Genomic DNA, 22,259 nt, shown 5'->3' on the forward strand with positions numbered 1-22,259 from the left:
TCAAACAGTTGCCCTTTCTTTTAGGGAAACTCTGTTTGAGCAGAAAGGTTTGGGAGCATCGAGAAGGTCGAGGAAGCGACTGAGGAGGCACCGGAGCGTATTTGCATACGTAAGGATGCCGATGAGGGAGCTGACGAAGAGATTCGAAGATGATCGCAAACCGTAATAAATTGTCCGGTGGCAATGGCGGAGAGGATACACCCGTTCCCATCCCGAACACGGAAGTTAAGCTCTCCAGCGCCGATGGTAGTTGGGGGCCGTCCCCCTGTGAGAGTAGGACGCCGCCGGGCATTCCCTTTTTAAGGGACAGAGAAAGAGACAGCTGTATTTAACCAAAGTTTTATCATCGCGGGATGGAGCAACGAGCGTTACTTCTATGAGTTTGCTGCGAGTTGTCTCGACGCATCAATCACCCCCGAATAGGCTTGCAGAGGAAGAGACAGTTAGTTTTTGGCAACGTAATTCCAGGATACAACGTAACATCATAATTTTTATCATCGCGGGATGGAGCAGTTCGGTAGCTCGTCGGGCTCATAACCCGAAGGTCGCAGGTTCAAATCCTGCTCCCGCAACCAAATATGGTCCGGTAGTTCAGTTGGTTAGAATGCCTGCCTGTCACGCAGGAGGTCGCGGGTTCGAGTCCCGTCCGGACCGCCATTTAGAGCAAACGAAACAATGGTTTCGTTTTTTTTATTGGTTTTATGCGAAGAGATGCCTCCATATAAGGAGCCTTTTCGGTTAAAATCGTAGGTTTTTGCCTTAAAATAAGATAAACTACATGATAGAGCCCTTAGGACATGTCCTAAGGTTTTTTTGCACGGAAATAGAGGTATGCTAGAGATAAGCATTCCAACGAGAAATTTTTTCCAAACCACTGAGGGGGTAGACTGATGCCGATTTCAGGTGAGTTTTCTTTCATCCGCTCGATTACACCTGCTCAAACGTTTCAGCGGTCCCTTATCCAGGGAATCGGTGATGATGCTGCCGTGTATAGCGGAAGTGACAACTATTCTGAGGTTGTCTGCCTTGATACGATGGCGGAAGGAATCCATTTTACGCGGAAAACGATGAACCCGTTTGACCTTGGATATAAAGCCCTTGCCGTCAACATAAGCGACCTTGCCGCAATGGGGGCTGAACCGGCGTTTTACCTCGTGTCGGCCGCGATTTCGGAAGATTGGACGGAAGATGACCTGCAGGAGATGTATAAAGGGATGGCTGAACTCGGCAGCCGCTGGCAGATGGATTTGATCGGCGGTGACACGGTTGCCTCCAAATCAGGCCTGGTGTTGACGGTCGTCGTGATTGGCCGGGTGGAAAAAGGGAAAGAGCTGTTGCGGAGTACCGCGAAACCGGGGGATATCGTGTTTGTAACCGGTACACCCGGTGATTCGGCGGCAGGGCTGAAACTCTTGCTTGAGGAGCCTGGACGTGTCTACAGCAAGGCGGAACAATATTTTATCGAAAGGCACCGGCGGCCTGTTCCGCGTATCGAGGCCGGCAGGTTCCTGGCAGGATTGCAGCGGGTAGCGTTGAATGATGTAAGTGACGGGGTTGCAAGTGAGGCCAATGAACTTGCGGAAGCGAGCGGCGTAAGAATTGATATTTCAGAAATGCGGCTGCCGGCAAGTCCGCAGCTGGAAGCACTCCCTTCAAATGAACGGATTTCGAGTATTCTATTTGGCGGAGAGGACTTTGAATTGATTGGTACCATGTCCAAAATTGAATGGGAATCCATTCATGATGATGAGAAATTGAAATATGCCCTTCATGAAATCGGAACAGTGTGTGAAGCAGATGGTAAACCAGCCGTCTATTTGCATACTGCTTCAGGGGAAACCGAGCTGCTCGGGAAGAAGGGGTATAATCACTTTAAAAACGGGTGAGTCATATGACAGAAGAAAAATTTGAATTCAACACGAAGTCTCCGGAAGAAACGATGGCATTTTCCCAACGGCTCGCTGATAAGCTTGGTCCCGGTGATGTGCTGACACTGGAAGGCGATCTTGGGGCAGGGAAGACGACATTTACAAAAGGACTGGCAAAAGGGCTCGGCGTCCGTCGGACCGTCAACAGTCCGACCTTCACGATCATCAAAGAATACCAGGGCAGGCTTCCGCTTTTCCATATGGACGTATACCGTCTTGAAGACAGCGGGGAGGATCTTGGGTTTGATGAGTATTTTGAGGGTGACGGCGTAACGATTGTGGAATGGGCTTCTATGATTCATGATCAGCTGCCTGATGAACGCCTGGATATATTCCTGTATCATGAAGGGGACGACAACAGGCGTATTGTGCTGACGCCAAAGGGAGAGCACTACATAACGATTTGTAAGGAGATTGTTTGATTATGAAGGCGCTTGCCATTGATACCTCTAACCTGGTGATGGGGATAGCCGTCATTTCTGATGACCGCATTACCGGTGAAATGATAACCAACTTAAAAAAGAACCATTCTGTGCGGCTGATGCCGGCGATAGACCAGCTCCTGAAAGATGTGGACATGAAGCCGGCCGAACTGAATCGCATTATTGTGGCGAACGGTCCCGGTTCCTATACGGGAGTAAGGATCGGCGTATCAATCGCGAAAACACTGGCCTGGGCATTGAACATTCCAGTCACTGGTGTCTCAAGCCTTGACGTTTTGGCCCAGAATGGGAAAATGGCCGGATCTTATGTTTCCCCGATTTTCGATGCAAGGCGCGGCCAGGTGTATACTGCATTGTATGATGCTGCGAACGGCATGAAGGTTGAAAAGGAGGAGCGGATTATCCAGCTGGATGACTGGCTTCCAATGCTTCAAGAAAAGGAAAAACCTGTTCTGTTTATGGGCAATGACTTGCCGATCCACCAGAACCGTATTGTAGAAGTGCTGGGGGAGCAGGCTGTAATTGCCCCGTTAACCGCCCATAATCCGCGTCCTTCGGAATTGGCGTATCTCGGCATTCAAAAAGAGGCGGTTCCTGTGCATGAATTCGTTCCGAACTACTTGCGTTTAGCGGAGGCTGAGGCCAAATGGCTCGAATCACAGAACCGGCAGGGGTAAACGATATGGAAAACAGGCCGGTCATGAGGCTGATGACAGTCAGCGATATAGATGAAGTGGAGAAAATTGAACAGGCCTGCTTTGCGACACCGTGGAGCAGGGAATCGTTTTACAATGAGGTGGAGATCAACCAGTTCGCTAAATATCTCGTTCTGGAGCTGAATGGCAGTGTGATCGGATATTGCGGGCTGTGGATCATTATTGATGAAGGGCATATAACCAATATCGCGGTTTTGCCGGAATACCGGGGGCGGAAGTTCGGGGAAAAATTACTGCGCTATGCCCTTGCCCTTGCAAGGGGGCAGGGAGCGAATACAGTAACGCTTGAAGTCAGGGCTAGCAATGCCGCTGCACAGAATCTATACCGTAAACTGGGATTCCAGGAAGGCGGCATACGAAAAAATTATTATACTGATAATAATGAAGACGCATTAGTGATGTGGGTGAACTTAAATGAAAAATAATGAAACTGAATTGATACTAGGAATTGAAACGAGCTGTGATGAGACAGCGGCGTCCGTCATTAAGAATGGAACCGAAATTCTTTCCAACGTGGTTGCTTCCCAGATCGAAAGCCATAAACGATTCGGCGGCGTTGTGCCGGAAATCGCCTCAAGGCATCATGTGGAGCAGCTTACCGTCGTGCTGCAGGAAGCGCTTGACCAGGCGGGAATCACGCTTGAGGACCTGGATGCGGTCGCGGTCACACAGGGACCCGGGCTTGTAGGCGCCTTGCTTGTCGGAGTGAATGCCGCAAAAGCGATTGCGCTGGCACATGATATTCCGCTTATAGCCGTTCATCATATTGCCGGTCATATATATGCAAACCGCCTCCAGCAAGAATTTGAGTTTCCGGTGCTCGCACTTGTCGTCTCGGGCGGTCATACCGAGCTTGTCCTTATGAGGGAGCATGGACATTATGAAGTGATCGGGGAAACGAGGGATGATGCTGCAGGAGAAGCATACGACAAAGTAGCGCGGACGCTGAAACTTCCGTATCCAGGCGGTCCGCATATCGATCGGCTGGCCAGTGAAGGGGAACCGGCAATTGACTTGCCGCGCGCATGGCTTGAACCGGATTCGTATGATTTCAGCTTCAGCGGGCTGAAATCAGCAGTTATCAACACGCTGCACAATGCTGCCCAGCGCGGCGAAGAAATCGAACCCGAGAATCTTGCAGCCAGTTTCCAGGAAAGCGTCATTGATGTACTGGTGACGAAGACGATAAAAGCAGCGGAGGAGTACAGGGTGAAGCAGGTTGTGCTGGCAGGAGGGGTAGCCGCAAATAGAGGCCTGCGCAGCCGGCTTGAAAAGGAGTTCGATCAGCTTACGGCCGATTTGATTATCCCGCCGCTTTCGCTTTGCACAGACAACGCCGCTATGATTGCGGCAGCAGGCAGCATCGAATTCAATAAAGGAAAGCGTGCTCCATTTTCGTTAAATGCCCATCCGGGGCTGGATCTGGAGTCGTTCAATTAAACCGCTGTATAGGCAGCGGTTTTTTCTATGACAAAAGGTCTAAAGAGGTAATAATAATTTGAATTGTAAAAAAGTTTAACTTAAAACCTGTGCTTTTGAACCAGGACATTTACCAAAAAAGATCGGTTTATAGATGTTTTAACCTGTTTGAAATAGGGAAAAGAGTATAAAAGACTATTAACAGGTTATTTATCCACAGCATGCCATTTTTGTGGAAAAACAAATGGAACAGCGGTATAAAAGGTTTTACTATGTTAATAACATTCTGTGGATAAAAACGGGTGATTTTGTGGATAATGGGGATAAATCTGTTAATCCTCTTTCTTACTAACTATTTTTTGTGTATAACTCTGTGGATGGTGTGAATAGTTTTAAAATATAGAAAACCGGTGCAAAGCTGCACCGGTTTTTTTATAGGTAAGGAAATTAAAAAATGTTTGCGTTGTTGATAAAAAGCCAGAAGGGAGTCATCCAGCTCCAGGCGCCAGCGGCTATCGTCATAAGCGGTTCATCCCCTCCGGAAGGAAAGACCACCTTCCTGCGGGTACCCCCGCTTATGCGTACGCCGCTAAGCGTGCGCCCTGCGCTTTTGTTCCTGAAAAGCGGATAGCGGCGAATCGCAGAAACAGGCACCTGACTGCGGACTGCCGCTTGCGCTTCTTTATTCAGTTTCGGCCAATTGAAGCTCTTCCCATTCTTCCATCAACTGCTCGAGTTCTTCCTGTAAGGCCGTCAATTCCGTGTGATGCAGGGCTGATTTTTCATGGTCTTCATATATTTCCGGAAGGGCGAGCAGTGCTTCTTTTTCTTCGATTTGTTCCTCCAGCCCGGCAATACGGAGTTCGATTTCTTCAATTTTTCGCAGCCGCTGCCGTTCTCTCTTTTTTTCTTCTTTGTCCTGCATGTACTTCGATTTGTCGCCGCCCTGCTGATCATGATTGCCGGAAGGGGCAGCTGCCGCTTTTTCTTCCTGTTCGAGACGGGCGAGTTCTTCCATTTCATTTTTCTTATCCACATAGTAATCATAATCGCCGAGAAATTCGGTCACTGTTTTTGTGGATAGTTCCATGATTCGGTCTGCAATCCTGTTGATAAAGTAACGGTCATGGGATACGAACAGGATTGTGCCTGGATAATCAATCAGTGCTGATTCAAGCACTTCTTTGCTGTCGAGGTCCAGATGGTTCGTCGGTTCGTCGAGGATAAGGAAATTCGCTTTCTTAAACATCAGTTTACACAGGGCCAGCCGCGCTTTTTCCCCGCCGCTGAGCCCTGAAACAGGCTTGAGGACATCATCGCCGCTGAACAGGAAATTTCCTAGGGCGGTCCGGATTTCCTTTTCGCTCTTGAGAGGGTACTCGTCCCACAGTTCATCAAGGACACGCTTGTTTGATTTCAGGCTGGCCTGTTCCTGATCGTAATAGCCCACAGATACGTTGCTGCCGTAGACGATGGAGCCTGATGTGACGTTGTCGCTGCGCATGATGGCTTTCAGCAAAGTGGATTTGCCCGCTCCGTTCGGACCGACAAGTGCGATGCTGTCGCCGCGGTTGATCGTTGTATTCAATCCGGAAAAAAGTGGCTCTTTACCGGGATATGCAAGCGACAGATCGTTGATTTTCAATACATCGTTCCCGCTTTGCCGTTCAATTTCGAAGGAAAAGGAAGCCGATTTGGCATCACCTTGCGGCCTGTCCATCTTATCCATTTTCTGAAGCTGTTTGCGGCGGCTCTGTGCCCGTTTTGTCGTGGAAGCCCTGGCGATGTTGCGCTGGATGAAATCTTCAAGCTTGGCGATTTCCTCCTGCTGTTTTTCATACTGTTTCAAGTCGCGTTCGTACCGTTGGGCTTTTTCATCCAGATAGCTGCTGTAGTTGCCGTGGAATTTGCCGGTCGTATGGCGTGAAATTTCATACACAACATTGACGATGCGATCAAGAAAATAACGGTCATGAGATACAATCAGTAAAGCGCCCGGATAACCTTGCAAATACTGCTCAAGCCATGTAAGCGTTTCGATGTCCAGATGGTTCGTCGGTTCATCCAGAATCAGCAAATCAGGTTTTGTCAGCAGAAGTTTGGCGAGAGCAAGCCGGGTTTTCTGGCCCCCGCTCAACGTTGAAATCGGTGTATTTGTATCAAATCTGCTGAAGTTCAGACCGTGCAGGACCGTACGTATATCCGCCTCATATTGATATCCGCCTTCATCTTTGAAGACGAGCTGCAATTCATCATATTCTTTCATGAGCTTGTCATAGGCAGCACCGTCATTCAGTAAATCGGGGTCCCCCATCTTAGCCTCCATGGCGCGCAGCCTTTTTTCCATATTCAGCAGCGGTTCAAAGACACTCAGCATCTCATCCCAAATCGACAAATTGGATTCCAGGCCGGTATCCTGGGCAAGATAACCGAGTGAAAGGTCTTTCGGCTTGATGATCTCGCCTTCATCATAAGACATCTGGCCCGCGATGATTTTCAAGAGCGTGGATTTGCCCGCCCCGTTCCTGCCGACAAGCGCAATGCGGTCATTTGATTGTACTTCCAATTTAATATTCGATAAAATAAGATCAGCGCCAAAATGCTTTGTCAACTGATTTACTTGAAGCAATATCATAGCAGTTCACCTCTATATTCGATAGCTTTAGTGTATCGCACCGGGAATCAGCTGGGCAACCTGGGGCTTTTAAGAATACGCAATTGTCGATTATTCGTTTCAAAAAAGGCCCGATCTCGGGTTATAATGATAGAAAGCAAGCTGAGAGGAGTTTTCGTATGGCATCTGAGTTTACTCACTTTAATGAGCAGGGCAGGGCAAAAATGGTCGATATCGCGGACAAGCAGGCAACCGTCCGGACGGCGCTGGCCCATTCGAGTGTTCAGGTAAGTGAAGAGATATATACAAAAATACAGGACAATGAGATTGGCAAAGGAGACGTGCTGGCAGTCGCTCAAGTTGCCGGTATCATGGCAGCCAAAAAAACACCGGAATGGATTCCGATGTGCCACCCGCTTCAGCTGAAAGGGGTCGATGTCTCGTTCGAATGGCAAAAACCCGCAGATGGCAGTAAAGACGGTGATTATATTCTGCATATCGGCGCAAGTGTCAAAACGAAGGGGAACACAGGCGTGGAAATGGAAGCGCTAACGGCAGCATCCGCAACAGCGCTGACGGTGTATGATATGTGTAAGGCAGTGGATAAAGGAATGATCATCGGCCCGACCTACCTGGTGGAAAAGACAGGCGGCAAAAGCGGAGATTTTCGAAGAGAATAGAACAAAGCGAAAAGCAGTGTTGGGGGTTAAATTATGGAAATCGATAAAAATAAAATCCCGCAGGCAACGGCAAAAAGGCTGCCGTTATACTACCGTTTTCTGAAGAATTTGCATTCATCAGGGAAACAGCGGGTGTCGTCTGCGGAATTAAGCGAAGCGGTCAAGGTTGACTCAGCGACAATCCGCCGTGATTTTTCTTACTTCGGTGCACTTGGCAAAAAAGGGTATGGGTATAATGTGAGCTATCTGCTGTCATTTTTCAGGGAGACGCTTGACCAGGATGAAATTACAAAAGTCGCCTTGATCGGTGTCGGTAACCTTGGCAGGGCCCTTTTGCATTACAATTTCACCAAAAATAACAATACGAAAATCGCAATGGCATTTGACGTGAATGAGAACCAGATCGGAACTGAAATCGGCGGCGTGCCGATTTACGATAGTGAAAAGCTGGAAGAGCGGCTTGGAGATGTATCTGTCGCCATTTTGACGGTGCCTGCACCCGCAGCGCAATCCGTCACCGACCGCCTTGTGAAAGCCGGCATCAGCGGCATCCTGAACTTCACTCCGGCCCGGCTGGCGACACCGCCTCATATCCGGGTCCATCATATCGACCTTGCGATTGAACTGCAGTCACTGATCTACTTCCTGAAGCATTATCCTCTCAGTGAAGGTGAGCAGGAAGAGGCAGAAGAATAAAACGAACCCGCGGTTTTTGAGTAACTGGCAGGGTTGAAACATAAACGAATATATCTTTGGAGGTGGAATCGGCACGCTGATTCACACCTCTTTTTTGTTGTTATCGTAACGGTCAACGGCATTTTCAAATTTCTATTAACTGGGGTACATGGGCTTTTCATATTGTTACCTGAATTATGCGTTCCCGAAAAGGTCTTCGGAGTTCCAAAAAGGAAACGCAACGAGCTATGCGTTCCGGAAAAGGCTTTCGGAGTACGAAAAAGGGAACGAATCGATACTATGCGTTCCCAAAAAGGTCTTCGGATCACCGAAAAGGGAACGCATCAAGTAATTCATCAGCATAAGGAACGGACAGATTTCAGCTAATTCAAATTTTTCTTCCCAATCATGCTCTTAAATTTAACATCAACAAGAAGACCGGAACCCAAACTGGTCTTCTTATTATTTAGTGTGTTAATAAGCTCACTCGAACCTGTAAGCGGTCCCAGCCGTGGGTTTTAAAAAGTTAAACAAACGTTTATTTAAAAAGAGAATGCACCGGTCACGAGGGCTGCTGGAGATTTAAACAAACGTTTATTTAAAATTGTCTGCCGTCTATTCTTTTCACAGCCCTATTTTGATGTATGATAGAGATAAAGAAAATTTCGGAAAACGAAACAACCGGGGGATAGAGAGATGGCGAAAAAAATACCTGAAAAGTGGATGGTGGTCATTGCCGTTTTGCTCGGCACATTCACCATCATTTTAAATAACAGCATGCTGAATCCGGCAATTCCTGAACTCATGGCAATCTTTGATACGGATGCGGTTTCAATCGGCTGGGTGATTACCATTTTTATGGTTTCGATGGGGATCACGATGCCGCTGACCGGCTATCTTGGCGATAAGATCGGCAAGAAGAAGCTGTACATGATTGGGCTTGTTTTGTTTTTGATCGGGTCTGTCCTTGCTTCAATGGCATGGAGCCTCACATCATTAATCTTATTCCGCGCCATACAGGGGATTGCAGGTGGTGTCATGATGCCGCTTTCGATGGCTTTGATCTTTGAAGTGTTTCCGCGGGAGGAACGCGGGCTTGCGACCGGGGTGTGGGGCATCGCGGCCATGATGGCGCCGACGATCGGCCCGACACTTGGCGGAACGATTGTTGAAACGAGCAGCTGGCATTACTTGTTTTTGTTCAATATCCCGTTCGGCCTCCTTGGGCTTGCCGCTTCCGCTTATTACTTGAAGTCGACGGAAAAGGTGAAAGATATCAAGTTTGATAAGATCGGATTCCTGCTCGTTACCCTTGGAGTAGGAGCAGTCTTGTTTGCGCTCGGCCGGATTTCAAGGGTGGAACACCTCGCAAACCCGGTGAATATCGGCCTGATCATCTTCGGCCTCGCCGGAATATATGCGTTTGTGAAGTATGAAAATCGGCAAAGCCAGCCGCTGCTGGAGCTGTCCGTCTTCAAGGCGCCCGCTTTTTCCATTGCAGTATGGATTGCCAGCGTTACATCGATTGGGCTGTTTTCATCGATTTTCCTTATCCCGCTTCTTATTCAGAACGTATATGGGTTAAGTGCCATCATTACCGGGCTTGTGTTTTTGCCGTCAGCTCTCTTCAGCGGCATTTTTATGACGGTCGGGGGCCGGCTGCTGGATAAAAATGGACCGAGAGGCGTCGTCACCACCGGCCTTGTCATATTTGCCGCCACAACACTGGCACTCGGTTTCCTGAATCTAGAGACCTCCCTCTGGTACATCCTGGTTGTGATGCTGATCAGGGGAATCGGCATGGGGCTTTGCAATATGCCGGCAACGACGACAGGGCTGAACGCGATTCCTGACCGCCTCGTTGCCCAGGGCTCAGCGATGAACAATGTCCTCAGACAAATCAGCTCATCGCTCGGCATTGTTTTCATTTCGGTATACTATGAGGTCCGGAGAGCCCAGCTGCTCGGAATGGGCGTAAGCGGCACCGAAGGCAGCCTCCAGGCGATCAACGAAGGATTTCTTGTCGTCGGAGTGCTCCTCGCCCTTTCGATTCCAGCAGGATGGCTGATCGGCCAGGATGAGAAGCGGGAGGAAGCGGAGTTGAATCCGCAGTGACGTGTTTTCAAGATGCTTCATAAAAGTTCAGTGCCTGAAAAAGCGAGGATAGAACTAAATCGTTGCGTCCGTGCCCGCCTCAGCTTTAGCCGCACTTATTTCGCTTATACATGCCTTCCCGCAAACTTAAAAACACCTGGACAGCAACAATATGCTGCTCCAGGTGTTTTTTATCATCAATCAATCGTCCTCTTTTTCCTTCGTGATTTTCCGGATTTTATAATCCAGCATGAAAAACCGGATCGCCGACACGAAATTGAATGTGGCCAGCAGCATCAGAAGGATTGTTGTAAAATTCCAGATGTCTTCTTCGGGGCTCTGGATGGCCAGGTAGACGAATATGAATGCAAAGCCCCCGTATAGGAACCCCATAAGCAAAGGTGAAATTCTCATAAAATTAAAAGCCTCCAATAAATGACTGGATCATCTCCGCCTGTTTTTGCATCTCGCGGATTTCGTCTTCGAAGATGATCTGCACGCCGACAACCAGGCTGTTCATGGCGACATGCGCGACAATCGGGACAATGATCCTTTTCGTTTTCACATATAAGTACGCAAATGTCAGCCCCATAGCGGTGTAAATGAGTAAATGCTTCGGGTCAAAGTGGACCGTGGCGAAAATGAGTGAGCTGGCAATGCCCGAAATCCAGAAATTGAACCGTTTGTAGAGCGACCCGAAAATGATTTTCCGGAAGACGATTTCCTCAAGAATCGGTCCGATCACGGATGTGACGAAGATGAAAATCGGCGTGACTTTTGCGATTTTCACAAGCATTTCCGTATTTTCAGACCCGGCTTCGATGCCGAATACATTCACTTCGATCAAGCCGGCGATGCTCTGGGCGGCGAGTGCCATGAAGATGCCGAGCACTGACCACAAAACGGCTTCCCCGCGTCCGGACCGTTCAGAGTTCAGATGCCGTTCTTTCATATCCGTCCTCATGAGGAACAAAATGACGGCAAGTGCAGCCGCAAAACTGATGACCGTCCAGATGCCGACGATTTTATCCTCTGCCACCCCGGCGGCAGTAAGGAGCGGAAAGCCGAGCAAGCCAGAAAACTGGGCGATAATATATACGAGTAGAACAAACCAGTAGCGTTTAAGCAATATGCCTTCTCCTTTTTCATTTTATAGCAAGACTGTTAAGCTTATATCAGCGCGGCTGAAAACCGGCCGCTTATATTTAAAGCCTTTTTTGGGGCAATTGTTCATCCCTCTTAACAAGTTATATTCACGTATAGCAGGGAATAAAACATGCTTTCCCCATTTTACCATAACTTCCTGCCTGATGCGCTTCCGCCATCTGCTGTCCCCGAATCATTTTTTAAAAAAATTTGATACAAGACACTTGCATTTAAAAAACAGATTATTTAATATAATAATTGTGTTAGCACTCAACATGGGCGAGTGCTAATAATCGACAAAATATCCATTTGATAATTACATGAGGAGGGTGTTTCACTTGTTAAAGCCTTTAGGTGAACGCGTTATCATCGAACTTGTTGAAACTGAAGAAAAAACTGCAAGCGGAATCGTGCTGCCGGATTCTGCAAAAGAAAAACCGCAGGAAGGCAAAGTGGTTGCAGTGGGTTCCGGCCGTCTGAATGAAGACGGAGAACGTGTTGCTCTTGAACTGAAAGAAGGCGACCTCGTGGTATTCTCGAAATATGCGGGCACTGAAGTGAAATACGAAGGTACCGAGTATTTGATCATGCGTGAAGACGACATTCTTGCAGTTATCGGCTAATTTGATAAAACAGATTCTACATATTCAAGGAGGTCTTTGAAAATATGGCAAAAGAAATTAAGTTTAGCGAAGAAGCGCGCCGTGCCATGCTGCGCGGGGTGGATTCCCTTGCAAATGCTGTTAAAGTAACGCTTGGACCAAAAGGACGCAACGTGGTTCTTGAGAAAAAATACGGTTCACCGCTTATCACAAATGACGGTGTGACAATCGCAAAAGAAATCGAGCTTGAAGATGCATTTGAAAACATGGGTGCGAAGCTTGTTGCTGAAGTGGCAAGCAAAACAAACGAAATCGCCGGTGACGGTACAACGACTGCGACTGTCCTTGCCCAGGCGATGATCACAGAAGGCCTGAAGAACGTCACTTCCGGCGCCAACCCGATGGGCGTGCGCAAAGGCATCGAAAAAGCGACCAGGTCTGCTGTTGAAGAGCTCAAGAAAATTTCCAAGCCGATCGAAGGCAAAGAATCAATCGCACAGGTTGCGGCGATTTCTTCCGCTGACAACGAAGTCGGCCAATTGATCGCTGAAGCGATGGAGCGTGTCGGCAACGACGGCGTCATCACAATCGAAGAATCCAAAGGCTTCAACACTGAGCTTGAAGTCGTTGAAGGCATGCAGTTCGACCGCGGCTATGCTTCACCTTACATGGTGACAGATTCCGATAAAATGGAAGCGGTCCTTGATAATCCGTACATCCTGATCACAGATAAGAAGATCGGAAACATCCAGGAAGTCCTTCCTGTCCTTGAACAAGTTGTCCAGCAGGGCAAGCCGATCCTGATCATCGCTGAAGATGTGGAAGGCGAAGCGCTTGCGACACTCGTTGTCAACAAGCTGCGCGGCACATTCAACGCAGTTGCTGTCAAAGCACCTGGCTTCGGTGACCGCCGTAAAGCAATGCTTGAAGACATCTCCACACTTACCGGCGGGGAAGTCATCACAGAAGATCTTGGCCTTGACCTTAAGTCTGCCAACATCACGCAGCTTGGACGCGCTGCTAAAGTTGTCGTTACAAAAGAAAACACAACAATCGTCGAAGGTGCCGGCGACACTGAAAAAATCGGTGCCCGCGTCAACCAGATCCGCACGCAGCTCGAAGAAACAACTTCCGAGTTCGACCGTGAAAAACTGCAGGAGCGCCTTGCCAAGCTTGCCGGCGGCGTAGCCGTCATCAAAGTCGGTGCAGCTACTGAAACCGAACTGAAAGAACGCAAGCTCCGCATTGAAGATGCCCTGAACTCCACTCGTGCGGCAGTCGAAGAAGGCATCGTATCCGGCGGTGGTACAGCACTAGTGAACATTTACAACAATGTGGCCGGAATCGAAGCAGAAGGCGACGAAGCAACAGGCATCAACATCGTCCTGCGCGCACTTGAAGAGCCGGTCCGCCAGATCGCCCACAACGCCGGACTTGAAGGCTCTGTCGTCGTTGAACGCCTCAAGCACGAAGACATCGGCATCGGCTTCAACGCTGCCACTGGCGAATGGGTGAACATGATCGAAGCAGGTATCGTTGACCCGACAAAAGTTACACGATCCGCACTCCAAAACGCTGCATCCGTATCCGCGATGTTCCTGACAACTGAAGCAGTTGTTGCTGACATCCCGGAAGAGAATGATGGCGGCGGCATGCCTGATATGGGTGGCATGGGCGGAATGGGCGGCATGATGTAATAAGTGCCCCCTCAACCCTTGATAGATAAGGCTTTGTTGGTAAGGTGAGATTGGTCTGCTAACATTTTGCTAACATTGAGGATATTAACGGAGGCTTCTCATGAGTTCAGCGAACTTTTGAGAGGCTTCTTTTTTTATTTCTTCGGTTACATTGAGATGGGCATTTTTCGTAATTTGATCATCTGTATGACTTAGACCCTTGGCTGTTTTTAAAACAGGACAAGCTCTTCTTTTTAGTTACTTGGGAACTTATACTTCTTCCAATTGTTCAATTGTTTGTTTATCCATCTTTAAGCAATCTCTGTAGGGTTTTTATAAATCAACTCCAGCTCTAGTGCTTTTCGAAAAAGGTCCTGCCTGTTCGATAGAACCATTCCCTTGTATTGTGAAAAAATTGAAGACATATTATTATCTTTTAACCAAATAACTACAATTTTTGGTAAAATAGAATTAGGATTATCAATCTTTGTATAAAAATGTTAATAATTTAAATATAATGTTTTATTTAAAATAAGAGAGCCAAAGGTAGAAATTTTGGTATGGGAGAGTGGCAGGAATAGACTTATCTTTTTTATAAGCAATAGATATACTTTTATTATGGGGGAATGATATGCAAAAATTAAAAGAAATTGTTAAAGATAAGGATTACTGGAAAAATGTTTGGGCTGTTCCTGGGGGATTATTCGGTATTGCTACAACAGTATATACTTTTGTTGAATTCGATGAAGGTTTTAACAAATTTTATATTTTACTTGGATTAGTAGGTATTTCTATTTTATATATCCTGTTAGACTTATTGAAAAATACAAGGTTAAAAGAAACCAAATTAATTGTAGATGGGTCAGAAATTGTAGTAAAAACAGGAGATATTTTCAAATTTCCTCGAAATATCTATAAAGTAATTGCTTTTAATGAATTTTTTGATACTAAAGTAGATGACAAAATAATATCTAAATCATCTTTAAACGGACAGTATTTAAATTACTTTTATGAAAACACATCAGATTTAGATGAAAGAATTTATCAAGACCAACGAATGCAGAATAGAATTGTTGAAAAAAATGTAGAACGACCCTTAGGTGGAAAACATACTCGCTATCGTTTAGGGTCTATTTTTAAAGATAAAGATTTTTTTCTTGTGGCATTTTCAAAATTTAATGATGAGAATGAAGCTAATTTAAAACTGCATGAATATGCTAACTGCTTGATCCACTTCTGGAATGAAGTAAATAGTCTTTATGCTCAACAAGAAGTTGTTGTTCCTTTGTTAGGTTCTGGTATAACAAGACATAAGGACTTTAATGCTACTCCTCATCAATTGCTAGAAGTTATGCTTTGGACTTTTAAAATTAGCAAGGTTAAATTTAGAGAACCTTCTAAAGTTACTATCCTTCTTCATGGATCCCATCATAAAAGTATCAATTATTATAAATTAAAGGAGTTTGAAAAAAATGGCATATAAAAATGGCAATTATTCAGCTTTTTATGTCAGTGAGCCTTTTAGTGAGAGTAATCTGGGTGCATCTGCCACAAAAGATTTTTCATCTTATAATATGTTAAGGGCTTGGAAAGGCGCAGAGAGTAGTTTTCCATTTAATGACTCCCATAATAAAAACTATAACGTTAGGGACGGAAGTGACTGGGAAAGAACTTTGAAACCTCGTTTACATGAAAGACTAAATAATTCAAAGAATATAATATTGTTTTTAAGTAGTATTACAAAAAATAGTAAAGCATTGCGTGAAGAAATCAACTATGGAGTAAATACGAAGGGATTGCCAGTAATTGTTGTTTATCCTGAATATCAAAATAAAAGTGATATTATAAATTGTAGAACAAATACCATAAAAAGTGAGATCAAGAACTTATGGGATAAACTACCTGCTTTTCGAAATACTATGTACAAGGTTCCTACCATTCATTTACCATATAAAAAAGATTTAATTAAAAAGGCGTTAAACGATAAAGATTTTATGATAAATTCACAATGTAATGCTGGTGTTTACTTTTATGAATGCTAAAGTAGGCAAATAATAACTAATACACTAATATTATTTTATTTGCTTTAGAGGGTGAATAATCTTAATAAGTTACTAAATCATATCAAACGGGACGTGCGATTACCGATATTCCATGTATTTCCACATACATTTAAGTATGAGAATAGAAGATAAAGAAATAAAAGAAATTATCGACATTCAGGCAATTCCAAAAGGTGAAATAAGAAGTGCGTTATATTTAAGGAGAAACTTTGGGATTTTTAAACTCAGATGCTTAATCATAACAACACCCCTGAATTGTCCGGTTCGTTCAATCCAGCCTACAATTTAGTGGTATTCTAAGGCATAAATCCGAGACCTTGTTTTAGATGATAGAATATAAAATCTATCCAATTATAGTAACTTAATTAAACCATGGTATTTGGCTTTTTGACATAACAGGTGTGAGTCTAATTGATTGAAGTTGCTTATCGTTTTTTTGATGAAAGATAATTATATTAGGATTTGACATGTTAATATTTTCATTCATTTTAAAAGTGAGATCTATAGTAAATCCTGCTTTCAACCCACCTGGAAAATTTAATAGAAAAGCATTTAATTTTCGTGCAGAAACTGTAACACTATTTTCAGTAAAACCTGTCTCATACATGTTTGCATTTGCCGTAAACTTGGCTTGGTTTTTATTGAGGTTTGTGGCTGCTATAATACATCCACTTGGCTCGAAAAATCTCTTGGGCCGAATGAAAAAGCGGTACGTATTACGATCCTCTTCATAATAGTAGCCTTCTAAATTCCTGAAAGTAGGTATATCTTTTCTGTATTTTTCTACTTCTGGTGATACAATTTCTCTTATTTGCTGTAAAGTAGCATCAATACCGTTAGTGCTCATATCGAGGTAACTTAAAGCTGATATAATTACCGGAACATCTACTTGGTCTGCTCTTATTGGTATGAATTCCATATCTTTAGACCGTGCTTTTAATGCGTTAGTCCATTCAAGAGATACCATTTTGCTTTTTAAGCTATTCTCGGTTATGAAGAAAAAGAAAAACCTAGATTTTTCTAATCCTTCATTCATCTTTTCAATGATGTTTTCTCCGGGTTTAATTGACCAATCGTCATAGAATACGTTTTCTTCTCCATAAGTTTTCTCCAAAGCATAAGCAATTGGACTTACAATTTCTTTATCATTATGCTGATGACTTAAAAATATCATCTCTCCACCCCTTAATAATACTTTTGAACACAAATAAATCCCTTAAATTGGAATATTAATATTTTAATATTATCATATTTTCTAATTTTTGAGAGTGAATTTTATAACAATGTGTATTTATTTTATTGGGAGATTATTTATTTGAAGGGACAGTGAATCTGTCCCTCTGTCCTTAAACTCTGAGAGCAAAGGGACAGGTAACTTGTCCCTTTATTTGGAAGACAGTATACCTGTCTATATAGCTATAAAGATTGTATAGGAGATGATTAAAATGTGGCTCACATCAAAAGAAATAAAATCTATAGATAACTATTCTTCATTAATTGGCCGGTTAATGTTAATAAGTCAGAAATATGAATTCACATGTAAAGAAATGATAAAATGGCTTGAGCTTATATCTAAATTAGAAGGAGAAGAATTAGAATTTCTGAGTAAGGAATATCTAAATTATGTCGATAAACTAAATGGTTTATTATTAGGTAAATCTATAAAAACTTTACACAGAAACCAAAAGCTCTTTAATATATCAGATGAGCAAATAAGTATTCTCAATAATGGAAGGACCTCACGTAATTGGATTGTTCATCAGTCAGGCAAAAATCTAATTTTTAAAAGCGAACTTTTAAAAGAGGACTATATTAATTTTAGAAAGCATGTTATTAATTTAGGAAGAGCTGATTTTATGGTTTCGAAATGGAGTTATGAATTTCATGAAAAAGAGCCTTACAATTATATTGGGGAAGATAACTATACTAGAATGCTATTAGAGTGGGTATTTAATTGAATTTATTAATATAAAAAAGTGAAAAGTCATGGAGATAAAGTTTCAATGACAAATAACGAATATACTGCTGCTCATAAAAATGGTGACAATTATTTTCTTTGTATTATATATGAAGAGAGTAAAGATATAGTGTTTGAGTATTCAAAATCCACTGGAGGATTAAAACTAGAAAAAATAGTACCCTAGTAGTAATGGATTTGTGAGGAATACGAGGGGCATATGTTCAGAGTAAGTAGTGATTAGCAAGTTGAACGTTTAACACCAATAGCACTGGCAAAATATTATATGTGTGATCAACAGATTCAATATGCTAACATTTTGCTAACACAATCCCATAAAAAAGGGTAAACCACTGTTAAAGATTTTACAGTCAACAATATCTAAAAAGTTGGTTTACTGCGCTTTTTACACGTCTCGTTAACGATATTACACACTCTCACCTAAGGGGTGGCATAAAGTAAGATGCTTGTCCAATAAATACAGGAAATACCAGGAGCTGAGGGGTGTCCCTTCAGCTCCTTTTCATTATTATTTAATAGTGCCTTACACCTGTACATGCCAAAAGATAGTTTCGATAAATCTCGAAAAGTGACTGGCATTTCTTTTTATGACTAGGCGCTCATATTCAAGATATAATGACCAATTTTTAGTAGATTAGATGTATAATAAATAAGAGGGACACTAAACGGCTGTTCCAATTACAATTTATAAAAGCAAAAATTTTTTATTTGATGCAAAGAATTTCAAGAGGCAGTTTCTGGCTGGCTATGATACATATGTATCCGTTTATGTTAAAAAGTTTGTTAATAATAAATAAAAAAGGGGGATTCTTTATGAATGAAGAGTTCAAGGAATTGTTAAATCAAGAAGGGATTAGCGATTTAGAAAACCCAACGGAAGCAGATATAAAAAAAATAGCGGAACTATTACCGGAATTAGAAGTTAATGAAAAATTAGATAAAACTATAATACAAGAATACTATAAATTTGTGGCAGGAGTACTTCCTAATATTTTAAAAACAGTAAATGACTTAGCTTCAAAAAATTTAGGCAAAGATGTTATAAACTCATTTAACAAAAGAATAGACACATTAAATAAAAGATATGAAACTGAAAAAGATACGGAAATATTGAGATTAATTCAACAAGAGATTTCTTCTATATATGACAGAATTGAAAAAGAATCCGATAAACAAAGAGCTTGGATAACAAAATTAGCATTAGGGACAATGGGGACAGTTGTAATTCTTGGAGGAGTTATGGTAGGAGTCAAAAATAAGGATGCGGGTAAAAAAATTGTTGAAGAAGGAATGAAAGTGATAAAGGGATAAAGAGGGGAAGGTTGAAAAAAATAATATCCTTCTTAGTACCAAGAGAAGCTTTTCAAAAGTTGAAAAACTTAGGGAAGCTTCTTTTTATTTGTTTACTTTGAGCATATCATCCAAAAAGCCAATTATCCAAGGTGATGTAAAGCCAGTATTAATATATGGAGTGAATTATTGGAAAAACGATGGAAAAAAGGATAGTTACCTAGATGGTAAAATTGAATTATACTGTAGGAAAGAGTCTAGTGATAGAGGTGAAAGCATGCAGCAAGGCCTTCAAAAGAAGATTAAAGAAGCTACATACTTGACCGCCGATAAAGCATGGAGTTATCGGCCGATTTTAAGGTATTTTTATATACAGCATGAGCGGATGCGGGAGTTTTTGTTTCCGGATGAAATCTATGAATATCTTAGCCAGTTCCCTGAGTTCAGTGATTATTCGGTGGAGTCGCTTCATCAGGATCTGGACTCGCTGGTCAAATGGGGGAATTTGATTGCGAGCCAGGAACACCGAAAGGCCAAGACTATTGATGAATATAAGAAGAAAAGCTTCCGCTACCAGTGCACTCCTTATACGGTAGAGTTTGAGCGGATGCTGATGCAGCTTGAAAATATGGGGGAAACTTTTGGCGGGTCGCTTGAAAGGACTCAGTTTGAGAGGCTCTATCAAGTTCTTTCATCGATTGCCGGAACAGTCAAAAAGGCGGATTCTGAACCGGATGAGGAATGTGCACAGGTGTGGGACGATGCCATGACTTATTTCCGCCAGATCACCCAGAACACCTCCGATTATATTGCTTATATACATAGCGAAGAAGTGGCCGAGCGGATGAAGACGGAAGCGTTTATTGCCTATAAAGATCAGTTCACGACGTATTTGAGAGACTTCATTATTGCGCTTCAGAGAACGGCCATGCAAATACAGGATCTCCTTTCAAGTTTGACTGTGGAAGAGATGGAACCATTTTTCAACCAGGTGATCAGGCATCATGAGCAGGCCTTTCGTTTTGAGGAAGAACTGAGGCTGGATCCGATGGAGGACTTAAAAGAAAAATGGCTTAACTTGAAGGCGTGGTTCCTTGGAAATAAACACGGGGAGAGCGAATTTGAGCGTCTTGAAAGCAGGACGAATGAAGCGATCCGCAGGATAACCAGGATTGTCCAGCGCCTGGGGGAAAGGCATCAGCAATTCCGGAGCAGGAAGAACGACTACCTTCATCTTGCCAAATGGTTCGACGGTATGGATTCAATTGAAGAAGCGCATAAGTTGTCTTCTGTGGCTTTCGGGGTCTTTCATACCCGTCATCTTCATTCTGACCAGGTGCCAACCGAGGATATTTACATGGATATCTGGGAAGAGAAGCCGATGGTGCATCAGACGAAGCCGAGGATCCGTCAGTATCGGGAAAAAACGCGTGCCGGTGCAATAGAGGATAACAAAGAGAAGATCGAAACGATGAAGAGGATTCATCTGGAAAAGCGCCAGCGCGAAAAGGAGATCATCGAGCAGTATATCCAGGGGGGAGAAATCTCAATAAGAGAACTTCCGGAAGTGGAAGCTCACGTCCGGAAACTGTTATTGGCATGGATCGGAAAGGCGATGGCGAGAAAAGACAGAGTCGTGAAAACGGAGTTCGGCAAAAAAGTGAAAGTCACACTAAATTCGGATGAACGGGTAATCTTGAAATCCGAGGATGGAATCCTTGAAATGCCGAATGCAGTATTCCTTTTTTCTGAAGATGAGGTGAATGTGTAATGGAAGAAGCGGTTCAATTTGATGAAAAGACAGAGGAAGCGCTCGGGATTCTTTTTGAGCAGTTTTGGGTGCTTCGTTCCGAAGAACCGGCCCTTTATCACCTGATCCGGGAACGGGAACACCGATTGAAGAGATACTTAACCGAAAAATTCGGGTTTGATTTACTTGTGCACCAGCATTTTATCAAGTTGGAGAAAATCCCGGTTGATCCTAAGCCTTGGATGGGAATCCAGGAGTTCTCCGAACCGATGGACTATGCAATCTTCAGCTGTGCACTGGCATTCACGGAACGCCGCTCAGTCGACGAACAGTTTTTGCTGTCTGATATCACGGAGGATATCCAGGAAATGTATCCGGGTGAATTTCCGCTGGATTGGACGAATTACCGGCACCGCAAGTCATTGGTCCGTTCACTGAAAAAGCTGGTTGAGTTGAGGCTGATCAAAACCGTCGATGGGGACCTTGAGCTTTTTGCAACAAATGAAGAGGAAGAAGTGCTATATGAAGTAACCGTTTATGCCCGCTATTTTATGAGATCTTATCCGGATGACTTGTTCCGGTACTCGACTATGGAAGAAATCCTTGAGAATGAATGGAACAGGCACCAGGCTGATGAACGGAGGAAAAGGGTGTACCGCAAGCTGATGTTCTCGCCGGTCGTTTACAGGGAGAGCAAGGATGATGCGGACTTTGCCTATATCCGAAACTTCCGCAACCGCCTCAGTGATGACCTGGAGGAACATACGCCTTTCAGGCTCGAAGTATTTAAAAATGCGGCATTGCTCGTATTGCCTGAAAGGAAGCAGCGTTATACGCTATTTCCCGATCAAAAAGGCATCACTGACATTGCGCTCCATGTGGCTGACTGGATTCGAGCGGATATGGAAAAATATCCTTTCAATGAAATGGGGGAAATCCGCCTTACATTGGCCGAATTTGAACAGCTCGTTGCCGATATCAAGGAAGCACAGGGCCATGGGTGGAGCAAGCTCTATCGTGAAAGCTCGCCCGGCCACATAAGCGGGGAGCTGATAAAACTTTTATCGGAGTGGGAACTGGCTTTTACAGAACCGGAATCGGGCATCCTTGTATTGCAATCAGGATTCGGACGGATGATCGGCCGGTATCCAGGTGACTATCTAAAAGAGGAGGGACGATCTTGAG

At 44.0% G+C, this 22,259-nt stretch carries 21 protein-coding genes, 2 tRNA genes and 1 rRNA gene; 20 read left to right on the forward strand and 4 right to left on the reverse strand.

Translation table 11 applies throughout. The features are described 5' to 3' along the window. The first annotated feature begins 173 nt into the window (after window positions 1–173). From rrf to tsaD, 8 genes are all read left to right on the forward strand, one after another. Window positions 174–290: ribosomal RNA gene (gene rrf / locus A4U59_RS18845) — 5S ribosomal RNA — on the forward strand. A gap of 208 nt (window positions 291–498) precedes the next feature. Next, window positions 499–575: transfer RNA gene (locus A4U59_RS18850), tRNA-Met, on the forward strand. A 5-nt stretch (window positions 576–580) separates the two neighbouring features. After that, window positions 581–657 (forward strand) — tRNA-Asp (locus A4U59_RS18855). Window positions 658–890: 233 nt separating this feature from the next. Beyond that, window positions 891–1,886 carry a thiamine-phosphate kinase gene (gene thiL / locus A4U59_RS18860; RefSeq protein ID WP_070121685.1) on the forward strand — a complete coding sequence of 332 codons (996 nt, stop codon included), beginning with the start codon at window positions 891–893 and terminating at the stop codon, window positions 1,884–1,886. A gap of 5 nt (window positions 1,887–1,891) precedes the next feature. After that, a complete protein-coding gene (gene tsaE / locus A4U59_RS18865; protein WP_070121686.1) occupies window positions 1,892–2,350 on the forward strand; it encodes a tRNA (adenosine(37)-N6)-threonylcarbamoyltransferase complex ATPase subunit type 1 TsaE in 459 nt (152 codons plus the stop codon). Window positions 2,351–2,352: 2 nt separating this feature from the next. Beyond that, a complete protein-coding gene (gene tsaB / locus A4U59_RS18870; protein ID WP_070121687.1) occupies window positions 2,353–3,048 on the forward strand; it encodes a tRNA (adenosine(37)-N6)-threonylcarbamoyltransferase complex dimerization subunit type 1 TsaB in 696 nt (231 codons plus the stop codon). 5 nt (window positions 3,049–3,053) lie between these two features. Continuing rightward, the gene (gene rimI / locus A4U59_RS18875) at window positions 3,054–3,512 is read left to right on the forward strand and encodes a ribosomal protein S18-alanine N-acetyltransferase (protein WP_070121688.1); all 459 of its coding nucleotides are present in this window, start codon (window positions 3,054–3,056) and stop codon (window positions 3,510–3,512) included. After that, window positions 3,502–4,527: a tRNA (adenosine(37)-N6)-threonylcarbamoyltransferase complex transferase subunit TsaD gene (tsaD, locus tag A4U59_RS18880; protein WP_070121689.1), complete on the forward strand. Its 1,026-nt coding sequence runs from the start codon at window positions 3,502–3,504 to the stop codon at window positions 4,525–4,527. Before rimI ends, tsaD begins: the two co-directional genes overlap by 11 nt. A gap of 661 nt (window positions 4,528–5,188) precedes the next feature. Here the strand turns inward: tsaD and A4U59_RS18885 are convergent. Continuing rightward, window positions 5,189–7,141, reverse strand: a complete 1,953-nt coding sequence (locus tag A4U59_RS18885; RefSeq protein ID WP_070121690.1) for an ABC-F family ATP-binding cassette domain-containing protein — start codon at window positions 7,139–7,141, stop codon at window positions 5,189–5,191. 158 nt (window positions 7,142–7,299) lie between these two features. Here A4U59_RS18885 and moaC point away from each other — a divergent pair, with 158 nt between their 5' ends. The 3 genes from moaC to A4U59_RS18905 all read left to right on the forward strand — a co-directional run bounded on the left by moaC (window position 7,300) and on the right by A4U59_RS18905 (window position 10,590). Then, entirely contained in the window at window positions 7,300–7,800 is a 501-nt protein-coding gene (gene moaC, locus A4U59_RS18890; protein ID WP_070121691.1) for a cyclic pyranopterin monophosphate synthase MoaC, read from the forward strand. Between the two features lie 33 nt (window positions 7,801–7,833). Beyond that, a complete protein-coding gene (locus A4U59_RS18895; protein ID WP_070121692.1) occupies window positions 7,834–8,496 on the forward strand; it encodes a redox-sensing transcriptional repressor Rex in 663 nt (220 codons plus the stop codon). A gap of 675 nt (window positions 8,497–9,171) precedes the next feature. Then, a complete protein-coding gene (locus A4U59_RS18905; protein ID WP_245680593.1) occupies window positions 9,172–10,590 on the forward strand; it encodes an MDR family MFS transporter in 1,419 nt (472 codons plus the stop codon). Window positions 10,591–10,770: 180 nt separating this feature from the next. On the opposite strand, the gene A4U59_RS18910 is transcribed toward A4U59_RS18905, so the two are convergent. Beyond that, window positions 10,771–10,983 (reverse strand): YdiK family protein, encoded by a 213-nt coding sequence (locus A4U59_RS18910; RefSeq protein WP_070121694.1) that lies wholly within the window; start codon window positions 10,981–10,983, stop codon window positions 10,771–10,773. 4 nt (window positions 10,984–10,987) lie between these two features. Continuing rightward, the gene (locus tag A4U59_RS18915) at window positions 10,988–11,698 is read right to left on the reverse strand and encodes a CPBP family intramembrane glutamic endopeptidase (protein ID WP_070121695.1); all 711 of its coding nucleotides are present in this window, start codon (window positions 11,696–11,698) and stop codon (window positions 10,988–10,990) included. A 355-nt stretch (window positions 11,699–12,053) separates the two neighbouring features. On the opposite strand from A4U59_RS18915, the gene groES reads away from it, so the two are divergent. The 4 genes from groES (at window position 12,054) to A4U59_RS18935 (ending at window position 16,035) form a co-directional block, all read left to right on the forward strand. Continuing rightward, on the forward strand, window positions 12,054–12,338 hold the full coding sequence (groES, locus tag A4U59_RS18920; protein WP_070121696.1) for a co-chaperone GroES: 285 nt from the start codon (window positions 12,054–12,056) through the stop codon (window positions 12,336–12,338). 44 nt (window positions 12,339–12,382) lie between these two features. Next, complete coding sequence (gene groL, locus A4U59_RS18925) at window positions 12,383–14,014, forward strand: chaperonin GroEL (protein ID WP_070121697.1); 1,632 nt, start codon at window positions 12,383–12,385, stop codon at window positions 14,012–14,014. Window positions 14,015–14,624: 610 nt separating this feature from the next. Then, entirely contained in the window at window positions 14,625–15,476 is an 852-nt protein-coding gene (locus A4U59_RS18930) for a macro domain-containing protein (protein WP_070121698.1), read from the forward strand. After that, window positions 15,466–16,035 (forward strand): TIR domain-containing protein, encoded by a 570-nt coding sequence (locus A4U59_RS18935; protein ID WP_070121699.1) that lies wholly within the window; start codon window positions 15,466–15,468, stop codon window positions 16,033–16,035. The genes A4U59_RS18930 and A4U59_RS18935 overlap by 11 nt, the downstream gene beginning before the upstream one ends. A gap of 382 nt (window positions 16,036–16,417) precedes the next feature. Here the strand turns inward: A4U59_RS18935 and A4U59_RS18940 are convergent, their stop codons facing one another. After that, window positions 16,418–17,230, reverse strand: a complete 813-nt coding sequence (locus A4U59_RS18940; protein ID WP_070121700.1) for a toll/interleukin-1 receptor domain-containing protein — start codon at window positions 17,228–17,230, stop codon at window positions 16,418–16,420. Between the two features lie 271 nt (window positions 17,231–17,501). Between A4U59_RS18940 and A4U59_RS18945 the strand changes: the two genes are divergently transcribed. From A4U59_RS18945 to A4U59_RS18960, 5 genes are all read left to right on the forward strand, one after another. Further along, window positions 17,502–18,014 carry a hypothetical protein gene (locus tag A4U59_RS18945; protein ID WP_070121701.1) on the forward strand — a complete coding sequence of 171 codons (513 nt, stop codon included), beginning with the start codon at window positions 17,502–17,504 and terminating at the stop codon, window positions 18,012–18,014. An 18-nt stretch (window positions 18,015–18,032) separates the two neighbouring features. Next, window positions 18,033–18,200: a hypothetical protein gene (locus tag A4U59_RS22640; RefSeq protein WP_425388926.1), complete on the forward strand. Its 168-nt coding sequence runs from the start codon at window positions 18,033–18,035 to the stop codon at window positions 18,198–18,200. A gap of 647 nt (window positions 18,201–18,847) precedes the next feature. After that, entirely contained in the window at window positions 18,848–19,345 is a 498-nt protein-coding gene (locus A4U59_RS18950) for a hypothetical protein (protein ID WP_070121702.1), read from the forward strand. A gap of 256 nt (window positions 19,346–19,601) precedes the next feature. Beyond that, window positions 19,602–21,095 (forward strand): TIGR02677 family protein, encoded by a 1,494-nt coding sequence (locus tag A4U59_RS18955; RefSeq protein ID WP_070121703.1) that lies wholly within the window; start codon window positions 19,602–19,604, stop codon window positions 21,093–21,095. Beyond that, complete coding sequence (locus A4U59_RS18960) at window positions 21,095–22,258, forward strand: TIGR02678 family protein (RefSeq protein WP_070121704.1); 1,164 nt, start codon at window positions 21,095–21,097, stop codon at window positions 22,256–22,258. Before A4U59_RS18955 ends, A4U59_RS18960 begins: the two co-directional genes overlap by 1 nt. Window position 22,259 lies beyond the last annotated feature (1 nt).

Source organism: Bacillus marinisedimentorum (genome assembly GCF_001644195.2).
Classification (GTDB): Bacteria; Bacillota; Bacilli; order Bacillales; family Bacillaceae_O; genus Bacillus_BL; species Bacillus_BL marinisedimentorum.